The organism is Kitasatospora kazusensis (assembly GCF_039529945.1).
Classification (GTDB): Bacteria; Actinomycetota; Actinomycetes; order Streptomycetales; family Streptomycetaceae; genus Kitasatospora; species Kitasatospora kazusensis.
Genome location: NZ_BAAANT010000009.1, coordinates 60,392 through 76,051, shown reverse-complemented (window position 1 = coordinate 76,051; position 15,660 = coordinate 60,392). Strand labels below are relative to the sequence as shown.

Below are 15,660 nucleotides of genomic sequence, written 5' to 3'. Positions count from 1 at the left end.
GGTTCTACTCCAGTCCGGCGGGGCTGAGTTGGGCGGTCTGCGGTTGGTACAGCGTGTAGATCTCGCTGCCGCTCGTGCGGAGGGCGTTGAGTTGGTCGAGGGTGCGGTCGCACATCCGCTCGCCGGGGACGGTGATCGGGATCCCGGGCGGGTACGCGATGATGAAGTGGTCGGCGGTGCCCTCGGTCAGGGCGGCGGAGGCCGACCGGTAGGTGCGCTGGACGGTGCGCAGGGCGTCGAGCAGCCGGCGCATGGTGGCCTCGTCGACGCCGATGTGGACGTGGAAGAGCACCGCGCTGCCGCTCTCGCGAGCCACGTACACGCCGTACTCGTCGAAGAGCAGCCGGCGGAAGTCGGCGGCGGTGACCCCGAGCCCGGCGATGTCGACCAGGACCCGGGTGGGGTCGTCGGCCACCAGCAGGGACGGGTCGGTCAGGTGGCCCTCGGGGCCGAGCGTGCGGTACGCCGAGAGCCGGGGATCGGTCCCGATCTCGGTGCGCAGCGTCTGGGCCAGCGACAGCGAGCGGTCGAGCAGGGCCTCGCCCTCGGTCTCGGCCTGTGCCCGGGCCAGGTCGAGGCTGGCCAGGACCGGGAAGCTGGGGGAGGTGGTGTGGTGCTGGAACAGTGCCTGGGCGGTCCGCTCCTGGGTCTCCCGGTCGCCGACCAGGTGCAGGTAGGAGCCCTGGCGCAGCGCGGACATCGACTTGTGGGCGGAGTGCGTGACGGCGACGGTCATCGGCAGCGCCGGGTCGTCCAGCTTCAGCTTCTGCACGGCGTACAGCGCGGTCAGCGGGCGCAGCTGGGGGTGGAACCGGTGGATCGCCCCCCAGGCCTCGTCCACCAGGACCGACACGGTCGGGTGGATCTCGGCCATCGCGCGGAACAGGGTGGGCAGGTCGTACCGGACGCCGTCGTACGAGACGGCGGACAGCACGACGGTGTCGTACGGCTGTCCGTCCGCCGCCGCCTTGGCGAACGCCTCCAGCAGGCCCGGCAGGTCGGCGAAGGTCCGGGGGCAGTCCTCGCAGCACCGGCGCATCCGGGTGTAGTCCACGTCGACCGCGAGCGAACCGAGGGCGAAGTGCACCGACTGGTGGCAGCTGCGGTCGGCCAGCACCCGGCTGCCGGGGCGGGTCAGCGCGGCCAGCGCGACCCGGTTGGCCGTGCTGGTGCCCGCCGAGAGGAACAGCGTCGTGTCCGCACCGAAGCTCTGCGCGGCCAACCGCTGGGCCTCGCGGAGCGGTCCCCGGGGGCGGAAGAACGAGTCGAGCATGGTGCCGCTGTACGAGACGTCCGCCGCGAGCTGGGCCGGGCCGAAGAGGGCCTCGTACGCCTCGCGCGTACGTGAGCCCAGGATCGAGCGGCCGTGGGACAGGGGCAGGGCGTGGAACGAGGCGATGTCCCGGCGGGCGACCTTCAGCACTGCGTCAGCCAGCGGCGTGGGGCTGGTCCTGAGCGACTGTCTTGCGGCGGAGGACGATCGGGTGTCGTCCGCCTCGGTGGCGGTGCTGCTGGGTTGGGTCATGGGCGTGCACTCCAGTTAGGTAAACGGAGCACCCGGTAAGGGCGTGGGCTGAGTGCCACGTCTCATGAGACAAAACCAGCACGGCGGTATCAATCCAGATCGGGAATCCTGGCGGTACTTTCCGGAGTCCGGGCCCGGCGGGGGGCCGTGCGGACATCCGTCCGGCTCGGCGGGTCGGCCGGACGAGGTCAGCCGGTGGTTTTCTCACGGCTCTCTCAGCGGGGGGTCACGGAGATTCCAGGCGGACGGACCAGGGTCGTGGTGTGCGCGGTAGGTACGCGCGGACCGCCGACCGCCTGGCAGGAGTGACGTACCGGATGACTGACCAGCAACGCCCCCCGCGCCGGCCCCGTCTCCGCGGCCGGTCGGTGGCCCTGATCGCCGCCGTACTGGCCCTGGCCGGCGGCACCACCACGCTGGCGGCGCAGGCCACCGCCTACAACGTCCACCCGGCGGCGCAGGCCCCGGCCCAGGCCGCGGCGCACGCCGCCGCGCCGGCCGCCGCGCCGAAGGCGGCCCCGACGGCCCCGGCCACCCGCTCGGCGACGCCGTCGGCGGCCCCGACCCCGGCCCCGACCCCGGCGGTCACGCCGGTGGCCGCTGCCGCGCCTTCCAGTACCCCGACCCCGTCGCCGTCCGCCACACCGTCGGCCACCCCGACCGCGACCCCCAGCCCGACCCCCGCCGCGCAGCCCTCGGTCAAGGCGGTGAGCCTCGGTACCACCGGGACGGCCCCGGCGGACGCGGACTCGGCCAAGGTCGGCGCGCTGTTCTCGGGCAGCGTCGCGGTCGGCAACCACTTCTGCACCGCCAGCGTGGTCGACAGCCCGGGCCGCGACCTGCTGCTCACCGCCGGCCACTGCCTGAGCAGCCCCGGCAGCGCGGTGTTCGCCCCCGGCTACCGCAACGGCTCGGCACCGTACGGTACTTGGAAGGTCACTCAGGTGTTCGCCACCACCGGCTGGAGTCAGAACGGCGACACCGACCAGGACTTCGCCTTCCTGACCGTCGCGCCGCTGAACGGCAAGCAGATCGAGGACGTGGTCGGCGCCAACCAGCTCGGCCTGGACGCGAGCTTCACCGCGCAGGTCCGGCTCTACGGCTACCCGGCGAGCAGCGACCTCCCGCTGCTCTGCACCAACGCCACCACCAAGTTCAGCAGCTACCAGCGCGAGATCGCCTGCCCCGCGTACTCGGGCGGCACCAGCGGCGGGCCGTTCGTCTCCACCGACACCGGTCAGGTGATCGGCATCATCGGCGGCTACCAGCAGGGCGGCGACACCGACGACATCTCCTACAGCGCCTACTTCGACCAGACGATCGCCAACCTCTACGCCACCGCGATCAGCCACACCGGCTGACCGCCGCCGTCGACCCGCGCCGTCGACCCGCCGTCGGCGTGGCGGAGAACCGGAAGGTACGGTGCCGCACCTCTCCGGTGATCGGACAGAGGTGTCCGTTATCCGGAGCAACGGCGCCCCTGCGGGGACCGCCCCGCCACCCCGTGACGAACGGTCGGTGAACACTGCCGACCGGAGCCCCCAGAAGCCGATCCGGTCGTCAGGATCTGGCCCTGGACCGTGCAACTCCGAGGGCACGGCCGGGTACTTGGAGGGGATCCATGCCTCGTCGCCGCACCGCGACAACCGCCGCCATCGCCGTGACCACGCTCGCCGCTCTCGCCGCCACCGTCGGTCCGGCCACGGCCGCCGGTCCGGACGACCTCTCGTCCGCCCACCGGCACCGGCACGGGTCGCTGAGCTACACCGTCGGCACCCCGGTGGTCGACCGGGTCAAGGGCGGCCCCTGGACGCTGGCCCAGGGCGACCCGACGCTCGGCGCCGCGTACGACCGGAGCCTGCCGGTCTACTCCGGCGGCGGCACCGGGACGATCACCGTGGGCGGCGTGACCTACCCGAACCTGGCGGTGGACCCGGCCGGTACCGGCGCCGTCCCGGCCGCCAGCGGCGTGACCGGCAGCCCGGGCCCGCTCACCGGCTACTGCTCCAGCGGCGGGGCCACCCCCGAGACCGGCACGGTGAACCGCCAGCCCAAGGGCACGGCGCTGCCGATGCAGCCGTACTACTTCCCCTTCGTGACCAGCCAGGACGGCGGCGACACGCTCAGCGGGCTCTTCGACTACCGCCCCAAGGACGGCGACGAGGCGGTCGTCGCGGCCACCTCCACCGACCACGGCAGGACCTGGAAGTACCAGGGCGAGGCGCTGGAGCAGAACGCCGGCCTCTGCCCGGACGGCAACACCAACGACGACGGCCAGGGCCACGCCTTCGTGCTCACGGTGCCCGACTACGCCGGCACCGGCCACCGCGGCCAGGTGCTCTACACCCTCTCCCGCCCGTCCGGCGACGCCCTCGGCACCAACCTGATCGTGCACCGCCTCACGCCGAAGGACGGCAACCCGCTGGCAGGCCTGCCCGCGAGCGAGCCGGTCGGCCAGGGCGGTGCCACCACCGCGACCGCGCCCGTCACCGTCCCGGCCGGTCCGGGCGGCGCGGGCGTCACGATCACCGTCGGCAGCACCGCGGGCTTCGAGCAGCCCGGCCACTTCACCGTCGGCGGCGTCACCGTCGACTGCAACGACAACACGGCCACCGCCACCACCTTCACCGGCTGCACCACCCGCACCCCGGGCGGCGCGGTCATCGCCGCCGGTGACGCGGTGCGGGCCGACGCCGTGATCCCGGCGACCGCGCAGCAGACCTCCGGTCTGGTCGCGCCCGACGGCATCATCAGCACCCTCCCGCACTACCAGGGCGCGCCCAAGGGCAGCGTCGCGGTGCTCTACACCGAGAAGATCGTCAACTACTTCACGCCGACCGCCACCACGGCCGCCGTCACCCTCCCGGCCGCGACCCTGCCGGTCGGCGACACGTCCGCGCTGAAGCCGGTGAACGGCAGCGTGACCGTCAGCCTCGGTACGGCGGCCGGCATCGTCCAGGTCACCTGCACCGGCGCGGACGCCACCGACCTGACCGGCTGCTCCGGCGGCACCGGCGCGGTGGCCAAGGGCAGCAGCGTCGGCGCGCCCGGCGCGGCGGTCACCCCGTACGCGCAGCTGGCGAAGATCGGCGAGGGCAAGAACAAGCCCAAGTCGCTCTACGGCAACAACGAGGACTACACCGTGGTCCGTGCCGCCTACACCTACGACGGCCTGCACTTCACCGACCTCGGCCAGGTCAGCGGCCTCGCCGACCCGGCGAGCACCAGTGACAGCGTGCTGCGCTGGATCGGCTCGCGCGGCACCGTCGTCACCAACCCCGACGGCGGCTACGGCCTGTTCCTCTCCGGCGCGTACGCCTCCGACGGCGACAGCGACGCCTTCAACCAGATCTTCTACTCCTCCTCCAAGGACGGGAAGAACTGGACCGCCCCGCAGAAGCTGATCGGCACCGACTACAGCTTCTCCGCGCTCGCGCAGCAGGCCGCGACCGGCGGCGCCCTCGGCGTCTCCGGCTACTACTCCGGCCGGGTCTACGACCCGACCGTGGTCCAGAACGACAACGGCACCCTGACCATGCTGTTCGCCGGCTACTCCACCCCCAAGCCGCTGCCCGGCACCGGCGTCACCTACGGCACCGACCCGGCCGCGCAGTACACCGTGCCGGCCGCCCAGCCCGCCGAGTACCGCACCATCCTGAGCGTCACCCTGCGTCCGCACTGGGACAACTGACGCCCGGTCGCGGGGGGGCGCACCCGCGTCCCGCCGCGACGGCCCGGGCGCGACGCGCCAGACGCGCCGGAAATGGGGGGTTCGGCGCCGGGGATCGGGTGAGACTGGCATCATGCTGGGACTTCCGGACCACATCCGCGCCTTCCTGTTCGACCTCGACGGCGTGCTCACGCAGACCGCCAAGGTGCACGCCGCGGCCTGGAAGGACATGTTCGACACCTTCCTGAGAGCCGAGGCCGAGCGCACCGACGAGGAGTTCGTCCCGTTCGACCCGGTCGTCGACTACGACACCTACGTCGACGGCAAACCCCGCCTCGACGGGACCCGGGACTTCCTCGCCTCCCGCGAGATCGAGCTGCCCGAGGGGTCCCCGGCCGACCCGCCCGGCACCCGGAGCATCCAGGGGCTGAGCAGCGCGAAGAACGACACCGTGCTGCGCCTGATCCGGGAGCAGGGCGTCCAGCCCTACCCCGGCTCGGTGGAGTACCTGCACCGGCTGCGGGTGCTCGGACTGCCGCGCGCGGTGGTCTCCTCCAGCGCCAACTGCCGGGACGTGCTCCGGGCCGCGGGGATCGACGGGCTGTTCGACGTGATCGTGGACGGCGAGGTGGCCAAGCGCGACCACCTGCCGGGCAAACCCGCCCCCGACACCTACCTGGCCGCCGCCCGGGCGCTCGGGACCCCGCCCGAGCACGCCGCCGTGTTCGAGGACGCGCTGGCCGGCGTCGCCTCCGGCCGGGCCGGCGGCTTCGGCACCGTGGTCGGCGTCGACCGCACCGGGCAGGCCGCCGCGCTGCGCGAGCACGGCGCGGACCTGGTGGTCACCGACCTGGCGGACCTGATCGATCAGGGAGAGGGCGCATGACCGGCACCAACGCGTTCACCGTCGACCCGTGGAGCGTCGCCGAACACGGGCTGGACCTGAGCGGCCAGGCCCGGGCGGAGTCCGTCTTCGCGCTCTCCAACGGCCACATCGGCCTGCGCGGCAACCTGGACGAGGGCGAGCCGCACGGCCTGCCCGGCACCTACCTGAACGGGGTGTACGAGCTGCGCCCGCTGCCGTACGCGGAGAGCGGCTACGGCTACCCGGAGTCCGGGCAGAGCGTCATCAACGTCACCAACGGCAAGATCATCCGACTGCTGGTGGACGACGAGCCGTTCGACCTCCGGTACGGCGAACTCCTCAGCCACCACCGGAGCCTGGACTTCCGGGACGGCCTGCTGCGGCGCGAGGCCGAGTGGACCTCACCCGCCGGGCGGACGGTCAAGGTCACCTCGACCCGGCTGGTCTCACTGACCCAGCGCGCGGTGGCGGCGATCGAGTACCGGGTGGCGGCGGTGGACGGGCCGGTCCGGATCGTCGTCCAGTCCGAGCTGGTCGCCAACGAGCAACTGCCGACGGGCACCCACGATCCGCGCGCCTCCGCCGTGCTGGAGGCCCCGCTGCTCTCCGAGGCGCACCAGGCGGACCGGCTGAAGGCGGTGCTGGTGCACCGCACCCGCTACAGCGAACTGCGGGTCGCCGCAGGGGCGGACCACACCGTCGAGGGCCCGGACGGCTTCGACTCCGTCGCCGAGAGCTACCCGGACCAGGGGCGGATCAGCGTCACCACCGTGCTGAAGCCCGGCGAGGAACTGCGGCTGGTCAAGTACATCGCGTACGGGTGGTCGGCGACCCGCTCGCTGCCCGCCGTCCGCGACCAGGTGGCGGCGGCGCTGACCGCCGCCCGGTACACCGGGTGGGACGGACTGGTCGCCGAACAGCGTGCGTACCTGGACGACTTCTGGGCCACCAGCGACATCCGGATCGACGGCGACGTCGAACTCCAGCAGGCCGTCCGGTTCGCGCTGTTCCACGTCCTGCAGGCGGGCGCGCGCAGTGAGGAACGGGCCATCCCCGCCAAGGGGTTGACCGGCCCCGGGTACGACGGGCACAGCTTCTGGGACACCGAGACCTTCGTCCTGCCGGTCCTCACCTACTGCCTGCCCGGCGCGGTCAAGCAGGCGCTCCGCTGGCGGCACGGCACGCTGCCGATGGCCCGCGACCGGGCCGCCCAACTCGGCCTGGCCGGAGCGGTGTTCCCGTGGCGGACGATCCGCGGCGAGGAGTGCTCCGGCTACTGGCCGGCCGGTACGGCGGCCTTCCACATCGGCGCCGACATCGCGGTGGCCGTCGCCCGGTACGTCAGGTCGACCGGTGACGTGGCGTTCGAGAAGGAGTACGGGCTCGAACTGCTGGTGGAGACCGCGCGGATGTGGCGCTCGCTCGGGCACCACGACGCCGCCGGACGGTTCCGGATCGAGGGCGTCACCGGCCCGGACGAGTACAGCGCCGTCGCCGACAACAACGTCTTCACCAACCTGATGGCGCAGACCAACCTGGTGGCCGCCGCCGAATCCGCCACCCGGCACCCGATGGAGTCGGCCGCGCTCGGCGTGGACACCGAGGAGACCGCCGCCTGGCGGGACGCCGCCACCGCGATGTACATCCCGTACGACGAGAAGCTCGGCGTGCACCCGCAGGCCGACGGCTTCACCGACCACCAGGCCTGGGACTTCGACGCCACCCCGCCGGACAAGTACCCGCTGCTGCTGCACTACCCGTACTTCGACCTCTACCGGAAGCAGGTCGTCAAACAGGCCGACCTGGTGCTCGCCATGCAGCTGCGCGGCGACGCCTTCACCGACGAGCAGAAGGCCCGCAACTTCGCCTACTACGAGCGCCTGACCGTCCGGGACTCCTCGCTCTCCGCCTGCACCCAGGCCGTCATGGCGGCCGAGGTCGGCCAGCTGGAGCTGGCGTACGACTACACCGCCGAAGCCGCGCTGATGGACCTGCACGACCTGGGCGGCAACACCAGCGACGGGCTGCACATGGCCTCGCTGGCGGGCGCCTGCATCGCCCTGGTGTCCGGCTTCGGCGGTCTGCGCGACCACGGCGGCCAGCTGTTCTTCCGGCCCCGGCTGCCGGCCGGGCTGCAGGGGCTCTCGTTCGCGATGATGATCCGGGAGAGCCTGCTGCACGTGGAGATCACCCACAAGCAGACCACCTACTCGGTGCGCCGGGGCGGCGCGCTGACCCTGCTGCACGAGGGGGAGGAGCTGGTCGTCGGCCCGGGGGAGCCGGTCAGCCGTCCGATGGCCCTGGCGGAGCCGGTCGAGCGCTGCGCCCAGCCGCCGGGGCGCGAGCCGGCCCGGCGCAAGCAGCAGCCCGGGGTCCAGGTCGGCAGCGGCTCGGTGGAACACCTCCAGGCGGAGTGACCGGGGGCCGGGTGACGGCGTCTCAAGTGGTGGCGAGCGGAGGGGCGCAGGCCGGACGGGGAACGAAGATCCCCCAGACCTGACATAAAAGGTCTTACTATCGCTCTTCACACGATCGTCACTAGTCACCAGCCTGGGGAGCGACAGATGGGCGAGCAGTCCGGAGGGGTCATGCCCTCCCCTTTCCCCGCCCTTGCCGACAGCGACCTCCGGGTCTTCCAGTGGGCGGCCGCGCACGGCCGGCTCGCCCCTCAGGCGGCGGCCGAGCTCGGACTCTCCGAGAGCGAGGTGCAGCAGTCCGCGGCCGTCCTGGAGCAACTGCACCTGCTCCGCCCGCTGCCCGGAGGCCCGGACCGCGAACCCGGCCTGGTCGCCGTCCCGCCCGAACTGGCGGCGGCCAGCCTGCTCGCCCCGGCCGAGGCCGAACTGCGCAGACAGCTCGCCGACACCGAACGCGTCCGCGCCGAACTGGCCAGACTGGCCCCGCTGTACGCCCAGCTCGACGGGGGCCGGCCGGCCGAGCGGCTGGACGAGATCACCGAGCTGGACACCGTCATCGACGTCATCAACACGCTGACCGCCCGCTGTCGCAGCGAGGTGCTCACCTGCCAGCCCGGCGGCCCCCGGGCGCCGCACCTGCTGGAACAGGCCTTCAACCGAGACCTGGAGATGATCCGGCGCGGCATCCGGATGCGGACCCTCTACCAGCACACCTCGCGCCGCCACCCGCCCACCCAGGAGTACGTCCGCCGGATCAGCGCCGCCGGGGCCGAGGTCCGGACGCTGACCGCACTGTTCGGCCGGATGATCGCCTTCGACCGGGAGACCGTGATCATCCCGCACCACGACGCCTACGACGGCGCGGTGGTGGTCCGCGACCCGTCGGCCGTGGCGTACCTGTGCGGCGTCTTCGACCACTCCTGGACGCTCGCCGACGCGTACACGCCCTCCGCGCAGGCACAGGGCGACGCCGCGCTCGACGAGATCAAACAGGCCATCGTCCGGCTGCTCGCCGAAGGCATGAAGGACGAGATGATCGCCCGCCGCCTGGGGATGTCCCTGCGGACCTGCCGAAAACACATCGCCGAGAGCATGGAGACCCTCGGTGCGAGCAGCCGCTTCCAGGCGGGGTACCTGGCGCGGGTGCGGGGGGAGCTGGCGGACCCGCTCTGACGCTCCGCTGGGGTGCTGCTGGGGGTGCAACTTTGGGCGGGGTGAGTAGGTGTTGCGCCGTACCTTCCGGTTTCGCGCAGTTCCTCGCGCCCCTAGGGGGTGCAACTTTGGGTGGGCTGCACGGGGTCAGGTGAGGAGGAGGGGGAGGGCGGTGAGGCGGCGGTGCTGGTGGCCGCCGGTCCAGGTGAGGGAGGCGGCCGGGCGGGCCAGGCGGATGGCGGGCCAGTGGTGGAGGAGGGCGGTGAGGGCCGCCGTCAGTTCCAGCTTGGCCAGGGCGGCGCCGAGGCAGTAGTGCGGGCCGGCGCCGAAGGTGAGGTGGCGGGAGCCGCCGGGGCGGGTCAGGTCGAGCCGGTCCGGGGCCGCGCGGCCGCGCGGGTCGCGGTTGGCGGCGGCGACCGAGAGCAGGACGCCGCTGCCCTCCGGGATCACCGTCCCGCCGATGGTGACGTCGGTCAGGGCGCGGCGGCGGGTGGCGAACGGGCCGGGGGTGTCCCAGCGGAGCAGCTCGTCGACGGCGCGCGGCATCAGGGCGGGGTCGGCCCGCAGCCGGGCCAGCTCGGCGGGGTGGTCGAGCAGGGCGAGCACGGCCAGGCCCAGCATCTGCACGGTGCTGTCGAAGCCCGCCAGGACGAGCATCGCCAGCAGGTCGACCAGCTCCGCCTCGGTGGCCTCGCCGCTCGCCTCCCAGGTGTGCAGGACGGTGGAGAAGGCGTCGTCGCCCGGCGCGGCCCGGCGGTCGGCGAGCTGTTCGCGGATCACCGCGTCGAGTTCGTCCACCGCCCGTTCGGTGTCCCGGTGCCGGATCAGGTCGGTCACCGAGCGGTGCAGCCGGCCGGCGGCGGCCCCCGGGATGCCGAAGACCTCGCAGAGCACCGCGAAGGCGAACGGTTCGGCGAAGTCGGCCATCAGGTCGACGGCCGCCGGGGTGCCCAGCTGCGCCAGGTGGTCGGCGGCCAGCTGCTCCGTCCGGCGGCGGTGGGCCGCCACCCGGCCCGGGGTGAAGGCGGGGGCGGCGAGCCGGCGGATCCGGGTGTGGTCCGGCGGGTCGTAGTTGACCAGGGTCATGTCCATCGCCCGGTGCGGGCGGTCCGGCTTCGGCGGGCCGCCGCGCAGCGAGAGCCGGGGGTCGAGGAAGGCGGCCCGGACGTCCGCCTCCCGGGTGACCAGCCAGACCGGCTGCCCGGCCGGTGTCCGGACCCGGGCCACCGGGCAGCGCTCCCGCAGCCCGGCCAGCACGGCGTCCGGCCGGGCGACGAAGTCGCCGCCCAGCGGGGACGTCACGGACGGGTCCCGGGCCGGCCCGGGAGGAGCAGCTCGCGGACGGCGTCGAGGGCGCGGAGCCCGGCGGCGCGGTCGGCGGCGTCGAGACCGGCCAGGGCCGCCGCCGTCGCGGAGGCCTCGGCGCTGCGCTCGGCGCGGCGGTCCAGGACGGCCCGCAGTGCGGTGGCGGCCTGCCGGGCGAACAGCGAGAGCAGGTCGAGCTCGCTCAGGCTGGACCGGGCCTGCGGCGACGGGTCGAGCACCTCCAGCACCCCGAGCACCCCGGAGGAGTGCAGCAGCGGCGCCGCCATCAGCGAGTTCGGCACGTACTTGGTCGACTCGGCCAGGTCGCGGGCGAAGCTGCCCTCGTGCGAGAGGTCGTCCACCACCATCGGCTCGCCGGTGCTCGCGACCCAGCCCGCGATGCCGCGCCCGGCCGGGAAGCGCATGCCGACCAGGAACTCCTCGCCCTGGCCGGAGACGGCCTGGAAGACCAGCTCGTCGGCGGCCTCGTCCAGCAGGAAGATCGAGCTGGCCTCCGCGCCGAAGATGGCCCGCGCGGTGTCGACGACCGACTGGAGCAGTTCTCTGGCCACCGGGTCGACGTCGGTCGGGTGGCTGGCGGTCTCGGTCATTCGGCACCCCTGTTGCTGACGGTTACGTTGGAAGCGGCCTGGTAGAGCACGGACTTGAGCTGGAAGGTGGTCATCCTCGGGTACTTGGCGAGGATCCGGGCGGCGAGCCCGGCCATGTACGGCGTGGCGAAGCTGTTGCCGGTGGTGCGGATGGTGTTGCCGCCCAGCCAGGGTACGGTGACGTTCTGGCCCGGGGCGAAGAACTCCACCGGCGGCTTGGGGTTGTACAGGTACAGCTCCTGGTCCTCCTCCTGGTGGCTGCCCACCGAGATGACCGAGGAGTACCGCCAGGGGAAGCTCTCCACCGGCGTGTTGTGCGCGGAGGCGACGATCACCGAGCGGCCGAAGAACGCCTCGTCGGAGAGCGCGCGCAGCGCGTCGGTGAACTGGGCCCGGGTGGTGGACAGGCTGAGGTTGATCACGTCGAAGCGCTGCTCGACCGCCCAGCGCAGCCCCTCCAGCAGGACGGCCCCGGTGCCGGAGAAGCGCTCGCCGAGCACCCGGACGCTGTACAGCTCGCAGTCCGGGGCCGTCCGGCGGATGATCCCGGCGCAGGCGGTGCCGTGGCCGCAGGTGTCGCCGGTCTCGGTCTCCTCGACCCGGATGCCGTCCTCGTCCTTGAGCACGACGTACGAGCCGTCGACCGTCCCGACCAGCGGGTGGTCCCGTTCGACGCCGCTGTCCACGACGCAGACCCGGATCCCGCGGCCGGTCGAGCCGCCCCAGGCCCAGTCGGGGGTGATCGGCTGGCCGTCCGCGACGATGGGGATGTCGTCCGGGCTGTGGCCGCGCAGGCCCCAGCTGAGTGCGGGGCCCTTCTCGGGCGCGGTGGTTGTGGTCATCGGCGGGACTGCTCCTCTGTGGTGTACGCGGATCTGACGGGCATCAGGGGCGCGGGGGCTGCGTGGAGCGGGGGTGACGGCGGTGCGCGGCTCTCCTCCGGCCTCCGGCCGGGAGGTGTCCCCCCCCGGCCCTGACGGGGGTTCTCTCAGCCGAGTGCGCGGGTGCGGCGGAGGCCGACCAGGTGGCCCTTGGCGGTGAAGTGCCGGGCCGCGGCGGCCGCCGCCGCGGCGGCCTCCTCGGGCCGGCCCAGGGCCAGGGCGGTGTGGGCCAGGTCCAGGGCCGCGGTGCCCTGGACGACGGGTGAGTCGGTGCGGTCGGCCTCCGCCACCGCGCGGTCCGCGAGTTCGGCCGCGTCCTGGTGGCTCCCGGCCCGCAGGCGGGCGAGGGTGCCGTGCAGGTCGGCGGAGTCGGCGAGGGGCAGTTGGTCGGCGTCGTCGGGGCCGGCCGCCGACAGCAGCTCGGACAGCTCGGCGAGGTGGGTGCGGGCCCCGGCCAGGTCACCGGAGTCCAGCAGGACCCGGGCCAGGTCGCGGGCGATGCCGCCGAGCAGGCTGGTGGCGCCGAGTTCGCGGCAGACCCGGTAGGCCTCGCGGAGCAGCTCGGCGGCCGGGGCCGGACGGTCCGCCAGCGCCTCCACGGCCGCCCGGAAGATCGGCATGAAGACCAGCGCCTCGGCGAAGCCCAGTTCGCGGCAGAGCCGGTCGGCCTCCGCCAGGCACCGCCGGGCGCCGTCCCAGTCCTCGCGCAGGGCCAGCAGCACCGCGAGCGGACAGTTCAGGGTGACCTGCGCGGCCCGCCGGTCGGCGCCGTGCTCGGCCAGCAGTTCGCGGCAGCGCGCCACGGCGGCGGGCACCGGCATCGGCCCCATCCAGAGCGAGACCCCGATCGCGCCGAGCGCGGCGGCCCGCTCGGGCTCGGCCCCGGCGAGGACGGCGTACTCCAGGGCCCGTTCGAGCAGTGCCTCGGCGGTGCCGTGCCGCCCCAGCAGCTGCTGGTGCTGGGCCAGCCGCAGGCAGGCGCGGGCCACCCCGAGGTGGTCGTCGGCGGCCTCGAACAGCGGGAGCACCTCGCCCGCCGTCCGGGCGGCGTGCCCGAGCCCCGGGCCCGGGTCCAGGACGGCGAGGCCGAGCCGGGCGTGCGCCGCGACGACCGGGTCGTCGGTGGCGGCGACCTCCTGGAGCAGCTGCCGTCCCTCCTCGGTGCGTCCGGTGGCGAGCCGGACCTCGGCGAGGCGCCAGGCGGCCGTCAGCCGGGCGGGCTCGCCGGGGCGGGCGAGTGCGACGGCGCTGTCCAGCAGTTCCCCGGCCCAGCCCAGGTCGGCGCGGGCCAGCGCGAGCGCGCCGGCGGCCGCCAGGTGGCCGGCGGCGCGGCGGCGCAGCTCCTGGGTGTGCGGGTCGAGCAGGCCGAGTTCGCTGCGGTAGCGGTGGGCCTTGGCGAGGTGGTTGCCGACCGAGCTGTCGGGCGCGCCGCGCCCGGCGAGCAGGTCGGCGGCGCGTTCGTGCCGTTCGGCGCGGACCCGCTTGGCCATGCCCTGGTACGAGACCTCCTGCACCAGGCCGCTGCTGAAGCGGTACCCGCTCTCCCGGCCGTCCGTCTCGACCAGCCGGCGGCGCATCAGCCGGTGCAGCGCGGGCGGCAGGGTGTCCAGCCCGGCCGCGTCGGGCTGGAGCTCGCCGCCCCGGCGGCCCTCGGGGCCGCTGCGGGCCAGCCCGGTCAGCTCGCCTTGGGCGAACTCCCGGCCGACCACCGAGGCCAGCGACAGGGTGGTCCGCTCGGCGGCCTCCAGGGCGTCGATCCGCGCGCCGAGCAGTGCCTGGACGGTGGGCGGGAGTTCGTCGGGGTTGCGGTTCTCGGCGACCATCGCGAACAGCTGCTCCAGGTGCAGCGGGTTGCCCTCGGCCCGGTCCAGCAGCCGGCTCACGGCGCCCTCGCCGTGCGCGGCCACCTCGGCCAGGCCGGCGGCCAGCCGGACGCTCTCGGCGGCGGTCAGCCCGGTCAGCAGGACGCTGAGCGCGCCCGTGCCCCAGTCCGGGCTGTGCTCCAGCAGCTCCAGCCGGGCCGCGCAGACGATCAGGACCCGGTGGGTGGCGAGCCCGGTGGCGAGCCGCTCCAGGACGTCGCGCAGGACGGGGCCGGCCCAGTGGAAGTCGTCCAGCACCAGGACGACCGGCCGGTCGGCGGCGAGTCCGCCGAGCAGGGCGGTCAGTGCGGCGCAGGTGTCCTCGACGGACGGGTTGGGCGTGCCGTCGTGCAGCAGCCCCTGCCGCAGCACCTCGGGGACGGTGGCCGGCCCGGCCTCGTCGAGCAGCCGGCGCAGCGCGTCCGCCAGCGGGGCCAGGCTGCCGCTCTCGCCGTACGGGCGGCAGCGTCCGGCCCCCCAGAGCGGGGCGGACCGGCGCAGCCACTCCCGGATCAGCCGGGTCTTGCCGATGCCGGCCTCGCCGTAGACCGTGACCAGCCCGGAGCCGTCCTCGGGGTGCGCCAAGGCGCCGTCCAGGGCGGCGAGTTCGTCCTCGCGGCCGATCAGGGGGGTGTCGAAGCGGCGCAGCAGCTCGGGGTCGTCGCCCTGGAGGCCGAGCAGCCGGTGGGCCCGGACCTGGTCGGACTTGCCCTTCAGGGTGAGCAGGCCGGCGTCCTGGACGACGGCGGCCGCGCCCACCGCGCGCAGGGTCTCCGGGCCGATCAGGATCTGCCCGGCCCCGGCGTTCTGCTCCAGCCGGGCGGCGATGTTGACCACCTCGCCGGAGACCAGCGCCTGCCGGGCCGAGGCGTCCGAGTTGGCGACCGCCTCCCCGGTGTTGACGCCGATCCGGACGTCCAGCCGGATGCCGAGGGCGGCCGTCAGCTCGGAGTTGAGCTCGGCGAGCGCGGTGAGCATGTCGAGGGTGGCGGCCAGCGCGCGGCGGGCGTCGTCCTCGTGCATCACCGGGATGCCGAAGACGGCCATCACCGCGTCGCCGATGAACTTCTCCACGGTGCCGCCGTGCGCCTCGATCCGTGAGGTCATCAGCTCGAAGTAGCGCAGCGTCACCGAGCGCAGCGCCTCCGGATCGAGGCGGCCGGAGAGGGCCGTGGAGCCCACCAGGTCGCAGAAGACCACGCTCACCACCTTCCGCTCGTCCGCCCGCTGCACCGGCGGGGCCGGCTGCGGTGCGGGCGGGACGGGTGCGACGGGCGCCGTGGCGCTCGGGGCGCACGGTGTGCCGCAGTGCAGGCAGAACCGGGCGCTGTCGGGCAGCTCTCCCGCGCACGAAGGGCAGTTCACGGCTGGG

10 protein-coding genes are annotated in these 15,660 nt (G+C 74.0%); 5 read left to right on the top strand and 5 right to left on the bottom strand.

Annotated features, from left to right (window positions below):
- Positions 1 to 4 precede the first annotated feature (4 nt).
- Positions 5 to 1,525: an aminotransferase class I/II-fold pyridoxal phosphate-dependent enzyme gene (locus tag ABD330_RS10410; protein ID WP_344463252.1), complete on the bottom strand. Its 1,521-nt coding sequence runs from the start codon at positions 1,523 to 1,525 to the stop codon at positions 5 to 7.
- A gap of 317 nt (positions 1,526 to 1,842) precedes the next feature.
- Here ABD330_RS10410 and ABD330_RS10405 point away from each other — a divergent pair, with 317 nt between their 5' ends.
- The 5 genes from ABD330_RS10405 (at position 1,843) to ABD330_RS10385 (ending at position 9,650) form a co-directional block, all read left to right on the top strand.
- On the top strand, positions 1,843 to 2,886 hold the full coding sequence (locus tag ABD330_RS10405) for a trypsin-like serine peptidase (protein ID WP_344463250.1): 1,044 nt from the start codon (positions 1,843 to 1,845) through the stop codon (positions 2,884 to 2,886).
- Positions 2,887 to 3,146: 260 nt separating this feature from the next.
- Positions 3,147 to 5,216, top strand: a complete 2,070-nt coding sequence (locus ABD330_RS10400) for a hypothetical protein (RefSeq protein ID WP_344463248.1) — start codon at positions 3,147 to 3,149, stop codon at positions 5,214 to 5,216.
- 112 nt (positions 5,217 to 5,328) lie between these two features.
- Positions 5,329 to 6,081, top strand: a complete 753-nt coding sequence (locus tag ABD330_RS10395; protein ID WP_344463246.1) for an HAD family hydrolase — start codon at positions 5,329 to 5,331, stop codon at positions 6,079 to 6,081.
- On the top strand, positions 6,078 to 8,477 hold the full coding sequence (locus tag ABD330_RS10390) for a glycoside hydrolase family 65 protein (protein WP_344463244.1): 2,400 nt from the start codon (positions 6,078 to 6,080) through the stop codon (positions 8,475 to 8,477). Before ABD330_RS10395 ends, ABD330_RS10390 begins: the two co-directional genes overlap by 4 nt.
- 171 nt (positions 8,478 to 8,648) lie before the next feature.
- Positions 8,649 to 9,650: a helix-turn-helix transcriptional regulator gene (locus tag ABD330_RS10385; protein ID WP_344463242.1), complete on the top strand. Its 1,002-nt coding sequence runs from the start codon at positions 8,649 to 8,651 to the stop codon at positions 9,648 to 9,650.
- Positions 9,651 to 9,776: 126 nt separating this feature from the next.
- On the opposite strand, the gene ABD330_RS10380 is transcribed toward ABD330_RS10385, so the two are convergent.
- The 4 genes from ABD330_RS10380 to ABD330_RS10365 form a co-directional block, all read right to left on the bottom strand.
- A complete protein-coding gene (locus tag ABD330_RS10380) occupies positions 9,777 to 10,931 on the bottom strand; it encodes a cytochrome P450 (RefSeq protein ID WP_344463240.1) in 1,155 nt (384 codons plus the stop codon).
- A complete protein-coding gene (locus ABD330_RS10375; protein ID WP_344463238.1) occupies positions 10,928 to 11,545 on the bottom strand; it encodes a GAF domain-containing protein in 618 nt (205 codons plus the stop codon). The genes ABD330_RS10380 and ABD330_RS10375 overlap by 4 nt, the downstream gene beginning before the upstream one ends.
- On the bottom strand, positions 11,542 to 12,387 hold the full coding sequence (locus ABD330_RS10370; protein ID WP_344463236.1) for a S8 family peptidase: 846 nt from the start codon (positions 12,385 to 12,387) through the stop codon (positions 11,542 to 11,544). Before ABD330_RS10370 ends, ABD330_RS10375 begins: the two co-directional genes overlap by 4 nt.
- A 146-nt stretch (positions 12,388 to 12,533) precedes the next feature.
- Positions 12,534 to 15,653, bottom strand: a complete 3,120-nt coding sequence (locus ABD330_RS10365) for an AAA family ATPase (protein WP_344463234.1) — start codon at positions 15,651 to 15,653, stop codon at positions 12,534 to 12,536.
- Positions 15,654 to 15,660: the final 7 nt, after the last annotated feature.